Annotated in this window: 11 protein-coding genes and 2 pseudogenes; 4 read left to right on the forward strand and 9 right to left on the reverse strand. The window is 76.1% G+C overall.

Going from position 1 to position 16,579, the window contains the following annotated elements; all coding sequences use genetic code 11:
• Nucleotides 1–330 precede the first annotated feature (330 nt).
• Together GEV43_RS34130 and GEV43_RS54220 are read left to right on the forward strand one after the other, a co-directional pair.
• On the forward strand, nucleotides 331–528 hold the full coding sequence (locus tag GEV43_RS34130; protein WP_160824949.1) for a hypothetical protein: 198 nt from the start codon (nucleotides 331–333) through the stop codon (nucleotides 526–528).
• A 20-nt stretch (nucleotides 529–548) separates the two neighbouring features.
• Nucleotides 549–683: a hypothetical protein gene (locus GEV43_RS54220; RefSeq protein ID WP_302931353.1), complete on the forward strand. Its 135-nt coding sequence runs from the start codon at nucleotides 549–551 to the stop codon at nucleotides 681–683.
• Nucleotides 684–1,098: 415 nt separating this feature from the next.
• Here GEV43_RS54220 and GEV43_RS34135 read toward each other — a convergent pair whose 3' ends face one another.
• The 7 genes and pseudogenes from GEV43_RS34135 to GEV43_RS34170 form a co-directional block, all read right to left on the reverse strand.
• Nucleotides 1,099–1,344, reverse strand: coding sequence for a hypothetical protein (locus tag GEV43_RS34135; RefSeq protein ID WP_160824950.1), 246 nt, complete (start codon nucleotides 1,342–1,344; stop codon nucleotides 1,099–1,101).
• Between the two features lie 145 nt (nucleotides 1,345–1,489).
• Nucleotides 1,490–2,707, reverse strand: a pseudogene (locus GEV43_RS34140) (VWA domain-containing protein).
• Nucleotides 2,704–5,504: pseudogene (locus GEV43_RS34145) on the reverse strand (DUF5682 family protein). The pseudogenes GEV43_RS34140 and GEV43_RS34145 overlap by 4 nt, the downstream one beginning before the upstream one ends.
• Nucleotides 5,504–6,589 carry an AAA family ATPase gene (locus GEV43_RS34155; RefSeq protein WP_160824951.1) on the reverse strand — a complete coding sequence of 362 codons (1,086 nt, stop codon included), beginning with the start codon at nucleotides 6,587–6,589 and terminating at the stop codon, nucleotides 5,504–5,506. Before GEV43_RS34155 ends, GEV43_RS34145 begins: the two are co-directional and overlap by 1 nt.
• A gap of 46 nt (nucleotides 6,590–6,635) precedes the next feature.
• A complete protein-coding gene (locus GEV43_RS34160; protein WP_160824952.1) occupies nucleotides 6,636–8,783 on the reverse strand; it encodes a DUF5691 domain-containing protein in 2,148 nt (715 codons plus the stop codon).
• A gap of 265 nt (nucleotides 8,784–9,048) precedes the next feature.
• On the reverse strand, nucleotides 9,049–10,347 hold the full coding sequence (locus GEV43_RS34165; RefSeq protein WP_160824953.1) for an SWIM zinc finger family protein: 1,299 nt from the start codon (nucleotides 10,345–10,347) through the stop codon (nucleotides 9,049–9,051).
• Between the two features lie 729 nt (nucleotides 10,348–11,076).
• Nucleotides 11,077–11,790, reverse strand: a complete 714-nt coding sequence (locus tag GEV43_RS34170) for a hypothetical protein (RefSeq protein ID WP_160824954.1) — start codon at nucleotides 11,788–11,790, stop codon at nucleotides 11,077–11,079.
• Nucleotides 11,791–11,857: 67 nt separating this feature from the next.
• Between GEV43_RS34170 and GEV43_RS34175 the strand changes: the two genes are divergently transcribed.
• Nucleotides 11,858–12,451 carry a TetR family transcriptional regulator C-terminal domain-containing protein gene (locus tag GEV43_RS34175; protein ID WP_309240076.1) on the forward strand — a complete coding sequence of 198 codons (594 nt, stop codon included), beginning with the start codon at nucleotides 11,858–11,860 and terminating at the stop codon, nucleotides 12,449–12,451.
• Between the two features lie 48 nt (nucleotides 12,452–12,499).
• On the opposite strand, the gene GEV43_RS34180 is transcribed toward GEV43_RS34175, so the two are convergent.
• Nucleotides 12,500–13,285: a M50 family metallopeptidase gene (locus GEV43_RS34180; RefSeq protein ID WP_175250962.1), complete on the reverse strand. Its 786-nt coding sequence runs from the start codon at nucleotides 13,283–13,285 to the stop codon at nucleotides 12,500–12,502.
• A gap of 393 nt (nucleotides 13,286–13,678) precedes the next feature.
• Nucleotides 13,679–14,614 (reverse strand): DUF5996 family protein, encoded by a 936-nt coding sequence (locus GEV43_RS34185; protein ID WP_175250963.1) that lies wholly within the window; start codon nucleotides 14,612–14,614, stop codon nucleotides 13,679–13,681.
• A gap of 966 nt (nucleotides 14,615–15,580) precedes the next feature.
• Between GEV43_RS34185 and GEV43_RS34190 the strand changes: the two genes are divergently transcribed.
• A complete protein-coding gene (locus GEV43_RS34190) occupies nucleotides 15,581–16,522 on the forward strand; it encodes a threonine/serine dehydratase (RefSeq protein ID WP_160824956.1) in 942 nt (313 codons plus the stop codon).
• The last annotated feature ends 57 nt before the right edge of the window (nucleotides 16,523–16,579 follow it).

The raw sequence follows: 16,579 nt of genomic DNA on the forward strand, positions 1-16,579 counted from the left end.
GCGCCCGCACCGGCCCCCGCAGCGAACGAGGCGCGAGGCGGGAACGCTCCGGGGCCTCCCGCACCTCCGGTGCCTCCGGCGTGGCCGGAACGGCCGGGGCGCGCGACGTACGGCGGGAGCTGGGCGGGGGCCCGCGGTGTTCGCCGGGCTCGTCCTGGCGGGGGTGCTCGCGGCGCTCGACGTCGTGGCGCTCGCGTTCCTCATCGCGCTCCCGCGGCTCAGCGAGGGGCGGCGCGTGAGCTGCTGCGGTCGTGGCGTCGTCGTTCGCCGTGCTGGCGGTGGTGACGCTGGTCGGCGTCGTGCTGGCGTGGCGGGGAGCCGGGGCGCGGCGTGGACGGTGATGGCCGCGCGGACGTCCGGGTGGCGATGTGGGGGGCCTGGAGCGTCCTGGTGCCCGTCCAGGCGTCGGCGCTGGTGATGCACGCGGCGCTGTCGGGGCTGGTCGTGGTGCTGCTCGCGCGGGCTGCGGGCGGCGCGGTGAGCGCGGGCCCGCCGCCGGTGGGGCGGCGGGCCCGCACGGTCACTTGACGTGCCGAGGGACGACGTGCGTGCTCGTCCTGTCCTTGCCGACCGCGTTGCGCATCACCCCGGGCCGCCGCGCGGTCGCCGTGATCCGGACCGTCGCGGTCCGGCCGGGCTTGAGCGACCCCGTCCAGGTGAGCTTCGGCGGGCGGAAGCCGTAGGCGGCGTGGCCCGTGCTCGCCGTGATCCGTCGATGTGCGCGTGGCGCGCGATGTCGGACAGGTCGTCGGTGAACGTGGCGTCCGGCAGCGCCGTCCCCCCGGCGTTCCGCAGCCCGAGCCGCTCCCCGGTCACCGGGACGGTGGTCACGCCCTGCCGGATCGGGCGGCCCGCGACCGTGGGCGCGGTGACGGAGTTCTGCGTGATGGGCGCGTGCGGCGGCTGGCACTGCGCGAACGTGTGCATCGTCGCACGTTCAGGACGGGCGGCCCGCCGGGGACGAGGCTCACGTTCACGTCGTTCGGGTCGCTGACGCCCCGCCACGAGCCTCCGGCCGTGTCGCCGGTGACGCTGCCGGACGGGACGGCGATCGTGACGTACCGGCGACGCCGTCGGGGTCCTCGCCGTAATCGGCGTTCACCTGGCCGGTGTCCGCGCCGATGGACGCCTGCCCCACGACCCGTTGAAGCCCGGCCGGCCGAGACCCGGGACCGGCGTGACGTCGAGCCGCACGCCGGTGCTGGTCGCCGAACCGCCCGCCCGCCGCTCCCCGGGCCCGGCGCTCGCCAGCACGACCGAGGTCGCGGCGACGGACGCCAGCAGGACGGAGATCGCCGCGGCCAGCAGCGGTATCCGGAACTTCCAGGTGTTCGCCAGGGACATCCGTGGTCTCCCACTCGGGATCGGTCCGCGCGGGAGGACACGGGCGTGGTCGTCGGCCGCCGGAGGCGCCGCCCCCGGCGGGCCCAGCCAACCCCGGCGCGCCGCCGTGCCGCGCGGGGACGCGCCGGAGTTTGCCCAAGCAGGATCAGCCGGTCTCGCGTTCCGCCCAGCGCCGCAGGTCGCGGCGCTCGACGGCCGCCGCCATCAGGTCGGGGAACGCGTCGGGCGTGCAGCCGAACGCCGGGACGCCGAGCTCGGCGAGCGCGGCGGCGTTCTCGTGTCGTAGGCGGGCGCGCCCTCGTCCGACAGCGCGAGCAGCACCACCACCTGGACGCCCGCGGCGGTGAGCGCGGCCACCCGCTGGAGCATCTCGGCGCGGACGCCGCCCTCGTACAGGTCGCTGATCAGCACGAGGATCGTGTCGGCCGGGCGGGCGACCAGGCCCTGGCAGTACGCGAGGGCGCGGTTGATGTCGGTGCCGCCGCCGAGCTGCGTGCCGAACAGCAGCTCGACCGGGTCCTGGAGCTGGTCGGTGAGGTCGACCACCGCGTGTCGAACACCACCAGCGACGTGCGCAGCGACCGCACCGACGCGAGCACCGCCCCGAACACGCTCGCGTACACCACCGACGCCGCCATCGACCCGCTCTGGTCGACGCACAGCACCACGTCGCGCTTGACGGCCCGCTGCCGCCGCCCGTAGCCGATGAGCCGCTCGGGCACGAGGGTGCGGTGCTCGGGCAGGTAGTGGCGCAGGTTGGCGCGGATCGTCCGCTCCCAGTCGACGTCGGACGGCCGCCGGGGGCGCGGCACGCGCGCCGACCGGTCCAGCGCGCCGCCGACCGCCGAACGGGTCCGCTGCGCGAGCCGCCGTTCCAGGTCGCGGACGACCCTGCGGACCACGGCGCGCGCCGACTCGCGGGCGCGGTCGGGCATGACCTTGTTGAGCGAGAGCAGCGTGCCGACCAGGTGCACGTCGGGTTCGACGGCGTCGAGCATCTCCGGCTCCAGCAGCAGCCGCGTGAGGTCGAGCCGTTCGATCGCGTCCTTCTGCATGACCTGCACGACCGTGGACGGGAAGTACTCGCGGATGTCGCCGAGCCACCGCGCGACCGACGGCGCCGAGTCGCCCAGCCCCGCGCTGCGGCGCCCCGGCCGCGAGCGGTCGCGCTCGCCGGGCCCCGAGCCGTACAGCTTCTCCAGCGCGGCGTCCATCCGCGCGTCGTCGCCGTCCAGCGCGCGGCCCGTCCGTCGGACGCCTCGCCGCCGAGGACGAGCCGCCACCGCCTGAGCCGCTCGTCGTCGGCGGCGGCGTTGGTGGCGTCGGCGGCGTCCGGGACGGGGCGGGCGGGGTCGGTGGTCATGGCGTCTCCCAGCCGAGGATGTCGAGGACGGCCGCCGCCGCGGGCGCGGCCCGGCGCGGGTCGAGGCGCTCGCCGGGACCCGGCTCGCCGGGCCCGGCCGCCGCGGTCGCGGGACCGAGGCGGCGGGCCCGCTCGCCGATCGCGCGGCGCTCGGCGGCGGCGTACTCGCCGAACGTGCGGCGCAGCAGCGGCAGGACGTCGGTGAACGAGTCGTTCGGCAGCCCCGCGATCCAGCCGTCGACCAGGCGGAGCAGGTCGGCGTCGTGCACGAGGATCAGGCCGCCGCCGGACAGGAACCCCTCCACCCACGCGGCGGCGCGTTCGGGCGCGGCGCCGACGGACACCGCGCGAGCCATCCGGTCGGGGACGTCGCGGAGCCGTCCGGCGTCGTGGAGCAGGCGCGTCAGGCGGCCCTCGACGAGCCCGTGCAGGCCGTCCGGCCGCGACACCAGCCCCTCCAGCGCGCGCTGCCACCGCGCCGCGTGGCCCTCGTCGGCGAGCAGCGCGAGCGCGCCGTGCACCGCGTCCACGTGGCGCAGCGTCTCGCGGGCCGCGTCGTCGTCCAGCCCGGCCACCGCCGGGGGCAGGCCCACGCAGATCCGCACGACCAGGCCGTCCACGACCGTGCGCAGCGGGCCGGTCGCGGTGCCGCGCACGTCCCCGTACCGCAGCGCGCGGACGAGCGCGGGCATCGCCGCCATCAGGTGCGCCACGTCGGTGTCGACGGCGGCGCGGTCGGAGATCGCCCGCATCACCGCCGGGAGCGCGCCGCCGAGGTCGGCGAGCAGGCAGCGCTCCGCGACGGACGTCAGGTCGGACAGGGCCGCGGCCTGCTCCGCCATCGCCTCCGCGCGGGCCGACGCGGCGCCCCGCACGGTCGTGCCCCACGCGCTCGCCTCGATCAGCTCGACGTCGAACTCCGGCCGCCACGCCAGCGTCCACGTCTCCCGGAACGTCCCCTTGGAACGCCCCGGATCGCGCGGCACGCCCCAGTCGACGTCGAGCAGCGCGAGCCGGTGCAGCAGCCTGCTCCGCGCGAGGTCGATCGGCCGGCGCAGGTCGAGGTCCTGCTCCTTGTCGAGCGCGGACGGCTTCAGCCGCAGCCGCCGCTGCTCGGCCTGGAGGTCGCGCTGGAGCGGCACCATCGGGGTCCGCTCGGGGACGGCGCCGAGCCGTTCGCCGACGACCATGCGCCGCTGGATCAGCTCCACCGGCAGGTCGGCGCCCTCGCACAGCACCGCCCGGGTCGCCTCGGTGACCTCGTCCAGCCCCGCGAGCGGCCGCCCGCGCAGCGCGGCGAGCGCGTCCGCGAGCCGTACGGCCTCGATCACGTGGGCGGACGAGACGTGCAGGTCCTCCTCGCGCAGCACCCGCGCCGCCCGGGTCAGCCAGCGCTCGACCGGCCGGTCCGGCGCGGCGAACAGGTGGTGGTACCAGCCGGGCGACCGCACCCCGCCCCATAGCCGGAACGCCCCGCGAGCCGCCCGTGCGTCCACGGCACCCACGTCATCGCGACCTTGGTCTTGGGCAGTCCGCGCAGCGTCCGGTCGTCCTGCGCGGCCGGGACCTTCGCCAGCACCGCCGGGACGTGCCACGCCCCGCACACGACCGCGACCCGCTCGTACCCGTCCTTCAGCGCGCGGCGCAGGGTGCGGCGCATGTGCGCCTCGCGCTGCTCCTCGCGGACAAGATGGCCGGGCGGCAGCCCCGCGCCAGGCCGCTCCTCGGCCGCCGCGAGCTGCTCGCGCAACTCCGTCATGGCCTCGGCGATGGCCGGGAACGGCGACGGCCCCTCGCCGCGGTGCTCCACGACGTCGTCCCACCAGCGCTCGGTGTCGTCGTACCCGGCGGCCTTCGCCAGCCAGCCGAGCGGATCGAGCCGGATCCCCTCCACGACCTCAGCGACGCCCTCGCCTTCCGCGCCCTCTGCGCCTTGCGCGCTGTCCGCGCCTTCCGCGCCTTGACCGTCGGTCCCGTCCTGCTCGGGGGCCTGGAGCGGGACGAGCTGGTGCGCGGCGGGCAGGTCGCAGAAGCGCACGGGCACGCCCGCACCCAGCGCGTACCGGATCGCCTGCCACTCCGGACTGAACTCAGCGAACGGCCAGAACGCCGCCTGCCGCTCACTACTCCCGTCACCCCTGTCACCCCCGTCGCTCCCAGCCGTCCCGCTACCTCCCCCTCCCGGCCCACCCCCGGCCACGCGACTATCCCCGCCGCCCGCCGCACCGTCGCCGCGTCCCGCGCCACCGCCCGCCGCACCGTCGCCCGCCGTTCTGTCGCCCGCCGCACCGTCGCCGCGTTCCGCACCGTCGCCGCGTTCCGCGCCGTCGCCGTGGCCCGTGCTGTCGCCCGCCGCACCGTCGTTCGTTGCGCCGTCGCCCGTCGCGCCGTCGCCCGCCGGGCCGCCGCCGCGTCCCGCGCCGTCGCCCGTCGCGCCGTCCCGATCGCCTGTGCTGCCGCGATCGCCTGTGCTGTCGCTCGTCGGACTGGCGGCCGCCGTGCCGTTGCCGTTCGCGGAGGGTTGGCTCTCGGGAGCGTTCCGGTGGGGCGGGGGGGTGGAGCCGTTGGGCGCGGGTTCGGGTGGCAGGGGCGGGCGGCCCGGGGCGTACGCGAGCAGCGCGACGGGCGGGACCATGCCGGGGTCGGCGGCCAGCTCCACGAGCGGGTCGGCCTCGGGCGGCCCCTCGATCAGGACGGCGTCGGGCCGGAACTCCTCCAGCGCGCCGCGCAGCGCGCGCGCCGAGCCCGGACCGTGGTGGCGGATCCCGTACACGCGTACGCGGGGATCAGCCGCCATCAGGAGACCTCGCGGCAGGCGCGGTAGAAGTCGCGCCACTCGTCGCGGTCGCGCACCACCGTCTCCAGGTACTCCTGCCAGACCACCCGGTCGGACACCGGGTCCTGCACGACGGCGCCGACGATGCCGCCCGCCACGTCGGCCGCCCGCAGCACCCCGTCGCCGAAGTGCGCGGCGAGCGCGAGACCGCTGGTGATGACCGAGATCGCCTCGGCCGTGCTGAGCGTCCCGCTCGGCGACTTCAGCTTGGTGCGGCCGTCGCCCGTCAGCCCCGAGCGCAGCTCGCGGAACACGGTGACCACGCGGCGGATCTCCTCCAGCCCGGCGGGCGTCTCGGGCAGGTCGAGGGACGCGCCGATCTGGTCGACGCGGCGCGCGACGATGTCGACCTCGTCCTCCACGCTCTCGGGCAGCGGCAGCACGACGGTGTTGAACCGCCGCCGCAGCGCGCTGGACAGCTCGTTGACGCCCCGGTCGCGGTCGTTGGCCGTGCCGATCACGGTGAAGCCCTTGACCGCCTGGACCTCGGTGCCGAGCTCCGGCACCGGCAGCGTCTTCTCCGACAGGATCGTGATCAGGCTGTCCTGGACGTCGCTCGGCATCCGGGTCAGCTCCTCGATCCGCGCGACCGCGCCCGTCCGCATCGCGCGCATCAGCGGGCTCTCGACCAGCGCCTTCTCCGACGGGCCCTCGGCGAGCAGCCGCGCGTAGTTCCACCCGTACCGGATGGCCTCCTCGGCGGTGCCCGCCGTGCCCTGGACCAGCAGCGTCGAGTCGCCCGACACGGCCGCCGCGAGATGCTCGGACACCCACGTCTTCGCGGTGCCGGGCACGCCGAGCAGCAGCAGCGCCCGGTCGGTCGCGAGGGTCGCGACCGCGACCTCCATCAGCCGGCGCGGCCCCACGTACTTCGGGGCGATCCGCGAGCCGTCCGGCAGTTCGCCGCCCAGCAGGTACGTGGTGACGGCCCACGGCGACAGCCGCCAGCCCGGGGGACGGGGCCGCTCGTCGTGCTCGGCGAGCCGGGCCAGCTCGTCGGCGTACTGCTGTTCGGCGTGCGGACGCAGAACGGCGTCACTGGTCACTGGGTGAGCTCCTTCAGCATGTCGTCGCGGAAACGCAGGGTCTCGGTCAGCTCCCCGATGGCCCGCGCGGTGGCCGAGCCGGCCACCGCCCGGCCGGACCCCCCGACCGACCCGGACGCGTCCCCGGAAGGCGAACCCGAGACGGGTCCGGCCGCGCGACCGGCCCCCTGGCCGGGCGCGGCTCCGGCCGCCGGACCCGCCGCACGGCCGGACGCGGGCCCGGACGGCGAGGCGGACGCGGGTCCGGACGCATACCCGGACTGCGGCCGGGACGCGGGACGGGGCCCCGGACCGGCCGCCGGGCCCGGCGTGGGTCCGGAGGTGGGTCCGGACGCCGGACCCGACGCGGGAGCGGACGCAGGTCCGGACGCGTATCCGGACTGGGGACGGGACGCCGGGCCGGAAGCCGGACCCGGCGCGGGCCGGGACGCAGGTCCGGACGCCGGACCCGACGCGCGGCCGGACGTGGGTCCGGACGGCGAGACGGACGCAGGTCCGGACGCGGGTGCGGACGCAGGTCCGGACGCGGGTGCGGACGCAGGGCCGGAAGCGGGTGCGGACGTCGGGCCGGACGTCGGGGCGGACGCCGGAGCGGACGTCGCGGCGGGCGTGGGTTCGGGCTCCGAGGCGGCGTCCGGTGGTTCCAGGCGTACGGCTGCGGCGGGGCCAGGCGCTGGTCGGCGAGGCGGCAGAGCTGCACGAGGGTGTGCTCGTGGCGGTGCGAGGGGCGCCGCGCGGCGGCGGTGAGGATGGCGACGACCGCGTCGGCGAGGACGCCCGACCACGGGCCGGGGACCCGTTCGAGGACGCGGAGCAGGTCGGGGTGGCCCTCGACCCAGCGGATCAGGTCGGCGGCGGCCGGGTCGCGCTCGGCGGCGGGCAGCACGGGCAGCAGGTCGGCGAGGGCCTCCGGCTCGTCCACGACCACGCCGCCCTTGAGCAGCGCCCGCGCCCACGCGGTGTCGCGCTGGCGCAGCGCCGCGCGCGCCCAACCGATGTGGACGTCGCGGGCCGCGCGCCCGCCCTCCTCGGCGGCGTCGGCCACCGGCAGGCAGACGATCTCCATCGGCGGCAGCCCGAACAGCTCCGTCCACGTCTCCAGGGGCGTGCGGGCGAGGATCTCCCGCAGCCATGCCGCGCGCGTGCCGACCGGTCCGCCGCCCGCGCGGCCGCTCGGGGCGAACGACCCGCTCGGGTGGAACGGCACGCCGTCGCGCGCGAGGTCCTCGTCGTGCGCGCGCGGCGGCTCGACCACGATCCACGTCTGCTCACGCAGCCGTACGGTGCGGGTCTCGGGCCGCAGGCAGGCGCGGGCCCGGTCCGCCATCCGGCGGCCGTAGGCGGAGCCGGGCAGGCGCGCCAGCAGGTCGGAGGCGAGCTGCCGGACGTCCTTGCCGCGGTCTTCGAGGGCCGATTCGAGGAACTCCTCGTCGTCCGGCGACAGTCCGTGCTCGAACGTGGCGAGGAACGCGGCGCGGTCGGGCGCGGGCTCCCGCGCCCACGTGCCGCGCAGCGCCTCGCGGGCCGCGGCGGGGTCGGTGCCGCGCAGGCGGGTGAGGTGGGCGACCCGCTGGTTGCGGGAGCCGGTCTCCCACACGTCGGCGCCGCCGCCCGGGTCGTCGCCGGACCCGACGAGGTAGGCCCAGTCGGTGTTGCGCAGCGCGAGCCACACCCCGCGCCGGCCCGCCGCCCGCGCGATCGACGGCCGCAGCATCCGGTCGCCGCGGCCCTTCTCCAGCAGTTCGGGCAGCAGCCGCGCGGGCACCCGCAGGCCGCGGGCCGCCGCCGCGTCGAGCCACTCGGGCAGGACGCGGATCTGCTCCCCGGCGAGGATCCGCGCGAGCCGTGCCGCCGCCGCGGGCGGGACCGCCGGGACCTCCTCGGCGGGCGCGGGCGCGATCAGCTCGATCCGCCCCGGCTCCCCGCCCGTGTCCGCCACCCTCTCCGGAACGCGCCCCGCCCTCCGCTGGACGGCCAGCAACGCCGCCTGATCGAGCAACCGCCCGGCCGCATCCCCGGCTCCGGCCACCTCCCCGGCTCCAGAAGCGTCGTCGGCTCCGGCCGCATCCCCGGCGCCAGGGGCGTCGTCGGCTCCGGAGGCGTCGTCGGGAACGGTCGGGAGCGGGGGAGGAGGCGCGGGACGGCGTTCGGTGCCGAGGAGTGCCGCGCTGACGTGATCGTTCCAGCCGCTCACGCGATCACAGCTCCGTTCGCAGGTCCGTCCATGGCTCCGACCGCGCCCCCGTTCACGACTCCGTTCGCAGGTCTGTTCGCAGGTCCGTTTACGGCCTCGATCGCAGGGCTGTTCGCGGCTCCGGCCACGGCTTTGATCGCGGCTCCGATCGCGGCCCCGTTCGCAGGTCCGATCACGGTCCCGTTCGCGGCTCGGTTCACGGTTTCGGTCGCGGTCCCGTTCAGGGGTCTGTTCGCGGGGCGTGGCGCGTGGGTGGGGGGTGCGGTCACAGGATCACGACCCCTTCGTCCTCGTGCCAGGCCGCCAGGGCGCGCAGGCCCTGCGGCGTCCACTCGCCGGAGAGCGTTACGGCCGCGCCGCCGGAGACCGCCAGCAGCCGCCACGGCTCGGCCGTCAGCAGCGGGAGCGACGCGCCCTCGGCGTCGACGGCGTGCAGCCCGCCCGAGCCGTCGCGCGCGAGCCGTACGGGCGCGAGGACGGCGGGCCAGCGGTCGAGCCACGGGTCGCGGGCCAGCGCCGCGGCGTGCTCGTCGAGGAACGCGGCGACGGTCGTGCCGCCGGGCGCGCTCGGCGCGGCGGGCCCGTGCCGTTCGGCGACGAGGGCGCGCAGCGGCTGGGCGCCCGGGTAGAACGCCAGGTCGGCGTCCACCGCCATGCCGACGGCGAGCGCCGCGTCGAAGGGGCGTCCGGGCGCGGCGAACGACAGCACCAGCGCGGGACGCCCCGTCGCGGCGCCGCGCAGCCAGACGCGGCGCGTGGTGAGCTGGTCCTGGACGGAGTCGCGCGAGCCGGTCACGTGCCAGCGGTCGCGGACGCGCGGGCCGCGTTCGAGCACGTCCTCCTGCGGGACGGTGAACCCGACCCGCGAGCGGACGGTGTCGCGCAGCGCCTCGGGCAGCGCGTCCCGCCGCTGGTAGGCGCGGACGAGCAGCCGCAGCAGGGCGTACTCCTCCAGCAGCCGGTCGGGCCAGCCGGGGCGGCGCGGGATCGAGGCCAGCGCCTTCACCTGCCCGGCGAGCGCGCCCGCCTGCGCGTCGACGAGCCGCCGCGCCGCGTCGTCCCACACCCGGTAGGGCGCCTTCTCCGCCCGCGCGAGCCCGTGCGTGACCTGGTCGCGCAGCCACTGGTCGAACTCGGCGAGGCCGTCTCCGACGCGCCGTTCGCGCCGTTCCGCGGTCTTGGGGTCCCTGGCCTTGGCGGCGGACGACGCGCGGCGCTCCTGCGTGCTGTCGGCGCGGTCGCGGCGCTGGTCGAGCCATTCGGCCGCCCAGCCCGGCCGCGGGCCGCCGCCGACCGTGCCGTCGCTCCACAGCAGCAGCAGCGCGACGGCGTGCTTGCACGGGAACTTGCGGCTCGGGCACGAGCAGCGGAACGCCGGCTCGGACAGATCGATGCACGCCCGGTAGGCGTTCTTACCGCTGCCCTGGCACTCGCCCCAGACGGCCTCCTCGTCGCAGCCGGTACCGTTCCACGCGGCGGGCCTGGCGATCCCGCCGGCGGCCTTGGCGGACGCCGCGTCGGGCGCCAGGCCGATCACGTGCTCCCGATCCCATCGATCGCTCACAGTGTCGAAACTATCGACAGGGTCGGACACTCACCGCACGTCCGCGGACCCCGGCCCGCCGTCGGCCCGTCCGGGCGAGGTCAGCGGCCCTTTCCCTTGCCCACGGTGGGGCGGGAGCGGACCCTGCCGCGCCGGAGCCGGGCCCTGCGCTTGCGGTGGTACTTCGCGCGGTCGAGCTTCTTGACGGCCATGCACCATCGTGGACACGGCCGTACGCGCCGCCCAGCGCCCTGACCGCATCCGGCCCGACCCCCCCGCCGTGCGCACGCCCGCCGCCGCCCGAACGCCCGCCGCCGAGGGGACGCTCGCTGTCGCGCGCACGTCTGCCATCGCGGGGACGCTCGCCGTCGTGCGGACGCCCGCCGTCGTGCGTACGTCCGCCGTCACGGGGACGTCCGCTGTCGCGGGGACGCCCACCGTCGCGGGGACGCTCGCCGTCGCGCGCACGTCTGCGGCCGCGGGGACGCTCGCCGTCGCGCGGACGCTCGCCGCCGAGGGGACGCTCGCTGTCGCGCGCACGTCTGCCATCGCGCGGACGCTCGCCGCTGCGCGGACGCTCGCCGCCGCGGAGACGCCCGCCGCCGTGCGCACGTCCGCCGCCGAGGGGACGCTCGCTGTCGCGCGCACGTCTGCCATCGCGGGGACGCTCGCCGTCGTGCGGACGCCCGCCGCCGTGCGCACGTCCGCCGCTACGGGGACGCTCGCCGTTGCGGGGGCGGCGGCCGGCGATCACCGCGTACGCCAGCAGCAGTGCGGCGCCCGCGAGCGCACCCAGGCCCGCGGGCAGCAGGAAGCCGAACCGCAGCCCGACGACGCGCGCACGTCCACGCCCGGCGCGCCGTCCAGCCGCATGACGACGGCCGACCACGCGCCGTGGGTCTTGTCCCAGGTCAGCGTGCGGGTGCCGGGTCCGTACGAGGCCGCCGCCCAGAAGTCCTCCGCGGTCGGCGGCGCCGTTGCGCGGGAACCGCCGCCGACGCGCGCGAAATCCGCCTTGAACGGCGAGAGCCGGGCCGAACGGAAGTCGTCGTGGGCGGTCCCCCTCAAGTACCTCTCGACATCTTCCTTCGGGCCGATCCCCACGAACATCGGGACGTCCGGGTCCGCCGCCCGGACGACGACGCGGACGCGCGCCACCTCCCCGACGTCGGGATTCGGGTCGGCCGCGTGCGCGGCGCTGGAGCCCACCTCGATCTCGTCGGTCTTCAGCGCGGCGGCGGACGTCGCGAAGCGGTGCTCGGAGGACGAGAAGTAGCCGCCGGAGTCCGCCTGCGCCGCCGCCGCACCGCCGAGGCCGAGCCCCGCGAGCAGCAGGAGGACCGCCGCGGCGAACGCGAGCACGGCGCGCCGCGGCCTTCCCCGGAGCCGTCCGCCCCGCGTCGGCGGCTGGGGCGTGCTGGACGCCGACGGTTCCGTGGCCGTCGGTCCGGTGCCGGGCGCCATCGCGGCTCCTTTATAGTACGGCTGTGTCATAAAAAGGATGGTAACACGCCTGTGCTATAAAAGACCGGTGCCGAAGGTCGTGGATCCCGAGGAGCGCAGGCGGGACGTCGCGGCGGCCGTGTGGCGGGTCGTCCGGCGGGACGGGCTCGACCAGGCGTCCGTCCGCAACGTCGCGCGCGAGGCCGGGCTGTCGCCGGGCTCGCTGCGCCACTACTTCGCGTCCCAGTCCGGCCTGCTCGCGTTCACCCTGCGGACGGTGACCGAACGGATCGAGCGCCGCATCGCCGCCCTCCCCGACGAACCCGACCCGCGCCGCCGCGCCGCCGCGGTGCTGGCCGAGCTGCTGCCCATGGACGCCGAGCGCGCCGCCGAGAACGAGGTCTGGCTCGCGTTCACCTCGCGCTCGATGGTGGACCCGGAGCTGCGGGCGCTGCGCGACGAGGGCTACGAGGCGCTCCGCTCCGGCTGCCGCGCCCTCGTCGCCGCCCTCGCCGGGCCGGACCGTTCGGACGGCGCGGTGGAGCGCGAGACCGACCGGCTGCACGCCCTCGTCGACGGGCTGGCCGTGCACGCCGCGACGCGTCCGGACCGGCTCACGCCCGCGCGCATGGCCGCCGCCCTCGAATCCCACCTGGACGACCTCCAGCGCGCCCTGGCCTGAACGCGCGCAGAGCCGCGCGCCGCGCGCCAGCGGCCGGGGCTCGCCGGGTCAGTAGCCGGGCGGGCGCGGCACTTCCGGGACGGAGCCGCCGTCCGGGACCATCAGCGCGCCGCCCGCGACCAGGGCCAGCAGGGCGACCGCCGCGAACAGGCTCACCCACGCCAGGCCGGGGACGCCGGTGAGGTTGGCGAGCTGGTCGGCGTCGGAGCTCGGCGCCATCCGCCGCGCGCGCATCCGCTGGAGCTCGACGACGGGACGGGCGGCGGCGAACAGCAGGAACCACGCCGCCAGGTACGCGAACCCGGCCTGCACCTTCGCGCCGCCGAGCCACGACACCCCGAAGATGACCGCGCCGGTCGCGATCACCGACACCGCCCCGTACGCGTTGCGGATCATGACGAGCATCCCGGCGAGCAGCGCCAGCGAGAACCACAGCATCAGCGTGATCCGCCCGCCCGCCAGCAGCGCCGCGAACAGCAGCCCGAGCAGCGGCGGCGTGAGGTACCCGGCCATCGCGGTGAACACCATGCCCGGCCCGTGCGGCCTGCCGCGCGAGACGGTGACGCCCGAGGTGTCGGAGTGCAGCTTGATCCCGTCCAGCTTCCGGCCGGTGACCAGGGCGATCAGCGCGTGCCCGCCCTCGTGCGCGATCGTCACGACGTTTCGCGCGACCCGCCAGGTCGGACCGTGCAGCACCGCGCCGAACGCCACGAGGCCGACCAGCGCGACCAGCCACCAGGGCGGGTCCGGCTGGGTCCCCGTCACTCGGTCCCACAGATCGGCGATGCTTGCGTTGTCCACGTCCACCTCGGAGTCGTCGTTCGCGATGCCCAAAACAGTAGGACGTCGGAGATAACGTTCGCGTTCGGTTCAGGCTGGACAGCCCGCCCCGCCCCCGCGATCCGGGCCCCGCCGACGCACCCCAAGCCAATTTCTGTCAGAAAGCAAGCAAACGAACACATAGCGCGACAACGCCGAGACATCCCCGGCGAGTCGGAGGTCTGCTGGCCGTCCGTCCGAGAACGCGGCGCCGGCGCGGACACACGCCCGCGCCCGCCGACCGACCCGACCGACCGGACGCGTTCCCAGCCGTCCGCCCCGGACCCCACCGCCACCGTCCGCGCCCGGCACCACACCGGCGCGCTCGGACACCTGGTCACTGCCAAGAGCGGAAGCGTCCGCCGACCGACCCGACGCCTGCGCCAGCGTTCCCCGCGACGCCGAACGTCAGCTCGGCGTGGCGGTGACCTGCCCGCGCGGCGGGCACCACGAGGAGTGGAAGTCGTCGTACGGCCAGTTCGCCGTCACGGCGCCCGCCGCGTACGCGCTCTGCAAGAAGTCGAGCAGCGCGTCACGCGGCTCGGCGGCGGCGCGGACGTCGTCCCACGACAGCCGCGCCTGATGACTGCTCCCGGACGCCTCCCACCACGCGGACGGAGGCCGCAACGGCTGCCCGGCCAACCCTTCCGGCTCCGGATGCGTGTACGAGTAGAACATCGGCGCGGAAACCGCCCGATCGCCCGGCCACCACCCGAAACTGATGACCTCGTGGCTGTACGCCTCCCTGGTCACCCTGTCGGCGTCCTTCATCTCCGGCGCCGCACGCCCCGAGAACCGCGCCGTCGCCAGGTCGAAACTGTGCCAGAACAACTGCACCGGACTGCTCTTCCCGCAAAACCACCCCTGGAACTCCCGGAAAACCTCGTCCACCCACAGCAGCGCCCGGCGGTAGTCCTCGACCCGTTCGCGGTCGTACGCGTCGTGCTCGGTGTCGTCGGCGAACGGCGTCGTCATCGGCACCCCGAACGGCTCCGCCTTGATCTCCACGTTCACGCCCAACTCCCGCAGCAGCGCGAACAGGCTGGAGTAGAACTCCGCCACCGACAACCCGTCCCGCAGCGGAATCGCCTCCTCCCGTCCAGGCGTCCGCACGACGAGCCGGTGCCGTACGAGGTCGAACGCGATGCCGAAGCTCACCCCGTCCCGCACCATCCGCCCCGTCCCGTACCCGTGCTCATTGACCCGCAGCGTCGCATGCCACCAGTGATTGCGCGGCGGCGCCGACGCAAGCTGAATCTTCCCCACGACCTGCGTGAACAGATGCAGCGTGTCCTTGGTCGGTCCCCACCCCATCAAGGGCAGATCAGGCAGCGCATTCTCCATCCCCATCCCCTACCCAGCCCACCCCGATCTGCCCCCCACTCGCTCCCATCCCACCCCCACCCCCTCCGCCCCGCCGAGCCCCTGCCCCAGCCCCCTTCCGCCCCCACCCCATGGCCGCCCCGCTCCCTCAGCCGCCGCGCGGGCCCATTGGGCCCGGCCGTCGCGTGTCCGGGGAACGGGCCCGCGACCCTGTGACCGCTTGGGCCCCTCGGCCGCTGCGCGCGCTCATTGGGCCGGGCCGTCGCGTGTTCGGCGACAGTCCCGCCATCCTGTGGCGGCGCTGCCCCTTCGACCGCCGCGCGGGCCTGTTGGGCCCGGCTGTCGCGTGTTCGGGGAACGGGCCCGAGACCCGTGACCGTCCTGGCCCCTCGGCCGCCGCGCGCGCTCATTGGGCCGGACCGTTGCGTGTCGGCGACAGTCCCGCCACCCTGTGGCGGCGCTGCCCCTTCGACCGCCGCGCGGGCCTGTTGGGCCCGGCTGTCGCGTGTTCAGGGGACGGGCCCGAGACCCGTGACCGTCCTGGCCCCTCAGCCGCCGGGCGTGCTCATCGGGCCCGGCTGTCGCCTGTTCGGGGACAGTCCCGTCATCCTGTGGCCCGCGCCGCCCCCTCGACCGCCGCGCGGGCCCATTGGGTCCGGCTGTCGCGTGTGCGTGGAACACGCCCGAGAGCCTGCGGCTAGCCCCGCCCCCATGGCCGTCACACGGGTTCATCAGGCCTCTGCGGCTTGTTCGGGGACGGGACCGACGCCCTCTGTGGTGTGCCGTTCTCTCAGTTGCTGTACGCGTCCGTCGGGCCCGGTGCGGCCCACTCCGAGGCGGGCCGACTGGCTGGCGGGCCGACTGCTTGGCGGACTGGCGGGTGGCGGTCTGGCGGAGTGGCCAGGGGACTGGTCTCGCGGGGTGGCTGGGGGGTGGATGGGGGTGGTGGGACAGACTGAGGGGGAAGATCGACTTGGGGGAGCGTTCATGACCGTTCGTGCCGTCGGGCCGCCTTCGCGCGCCGACCTTGACCGGGCGTGGGAGGTCGTGGCCGCGACGCTCGCGCCGACTCCGGTCGTTCCGGCGGACGCGCTAGCGCCCGGCGCGCTGCTCAAGGCGGAGACGTTCCAGCCGACCGGGTCGTTCAAGGTGCGGGGCGCGCTCGCGGCCGTCGCCGCGCTGCCGCCGGGGGAGCCCGCCGTCACCGCCAGCGCCGGCAACCACGGGCTCGGCATGGCGTACGCGGCGTCCAGGAGTGCCGCCGACGTGACCGTGGTCGTGTCCACCCGCGCGTCGCGCGCCAAGACCGACCGGATCGCCGCGAGCCCGGCGACGCTCGTCCGCCACGGAACGACGTACGAGGAGGCCGAGGCCCACGCGATGGGCCTGCCCGGACGGTATGTGTCTCCCTACAACGACCCGCATGTGATTTCAGGTCAAGCCACGATCGGTTGTGAACTCGATTCACAGGCGGCAGGCCCGCTGACGGTCGTCGCCCCGCTGGGCGGCGGCGGCCTCGTCGCGGGCCTCGCCCTCTGGGCACGAGAACGCGGGGACACGCGCGTCGTCGGCGTCGAGGCGGCCGCCTCGCCCGCGGTGTCCACGGCGGTGCGTACGGGCGCGATCACCGAGGTCGAGGTCGGCGACACCATCGCCGACGGCCTCAGTGGCAACCTGGAGCCCGGCTCCGTCACCCCCGGCATCCTCCGCGCCGCCGGCACCGCCCTCACGTCGGTCACCGAGGACGAGATCCGTGCGGCGATGCGCTGGCTGTTCGCCGAACACGGCCTGGTCGTGGAGGGCTCAGGAGCCTGCGGCGTCGCCGCCGTCCTCGCCGGGAAGATCGAAATCCAGGGCCGCCTCGCCGTCGTCCTGTCCGGCCGCAACGTCATGATCACCACCTACGCCGAGGCCCTGAACACCCCTTGACGCGGACGTCCCCCAAGCCGGACCACCTGTGCCGCACTGCTCCGAGTCGGACGGCCT

This window comes from Actinomadura sp. J1-007, from assembly GCF_009793335.1.
GTDB classification, from domain to species: Bacteria; Actinomycetota; Actinomycetes; order Streptosporangiales; family Streptosporangiaceae; genus Spirillospora; species Spirillospora yumaensis.

Excerpts from the sequence above, each read along its gene's own strand:
- GEV43_RS34185 (WP_175250963.1), bottom strand. The coding sequence starts at position 14,614 with ATGGAGAATGCGCTGCCTGATCTGCCCTTGATGGGGTGGGGACCGACC.
- GEV43_RS34170 (WP_160824954.1), bottom strand. The coding sequence starts at position 11,790 with ATGGCGCCCGGCACCGGACCGACGGCCACGGAACCGTCGGCGTCCAGC.
- GEV43_RS34190 (WP_160824956.1), top strand. The coding sequence starts at position 15,581 with ATGACCGTTCGTGCCGTCGGGCCGCCTTCGCGCGCCGACCTTGACCGG.
- GEV43_RS34135 (WP_160824950.1), bottom strand. The coding sequence starts at position 1,344 with ATGTCCCTGGCGAACACCTGGAAGTTCCGGATACCGCTGCTGGCCGCG.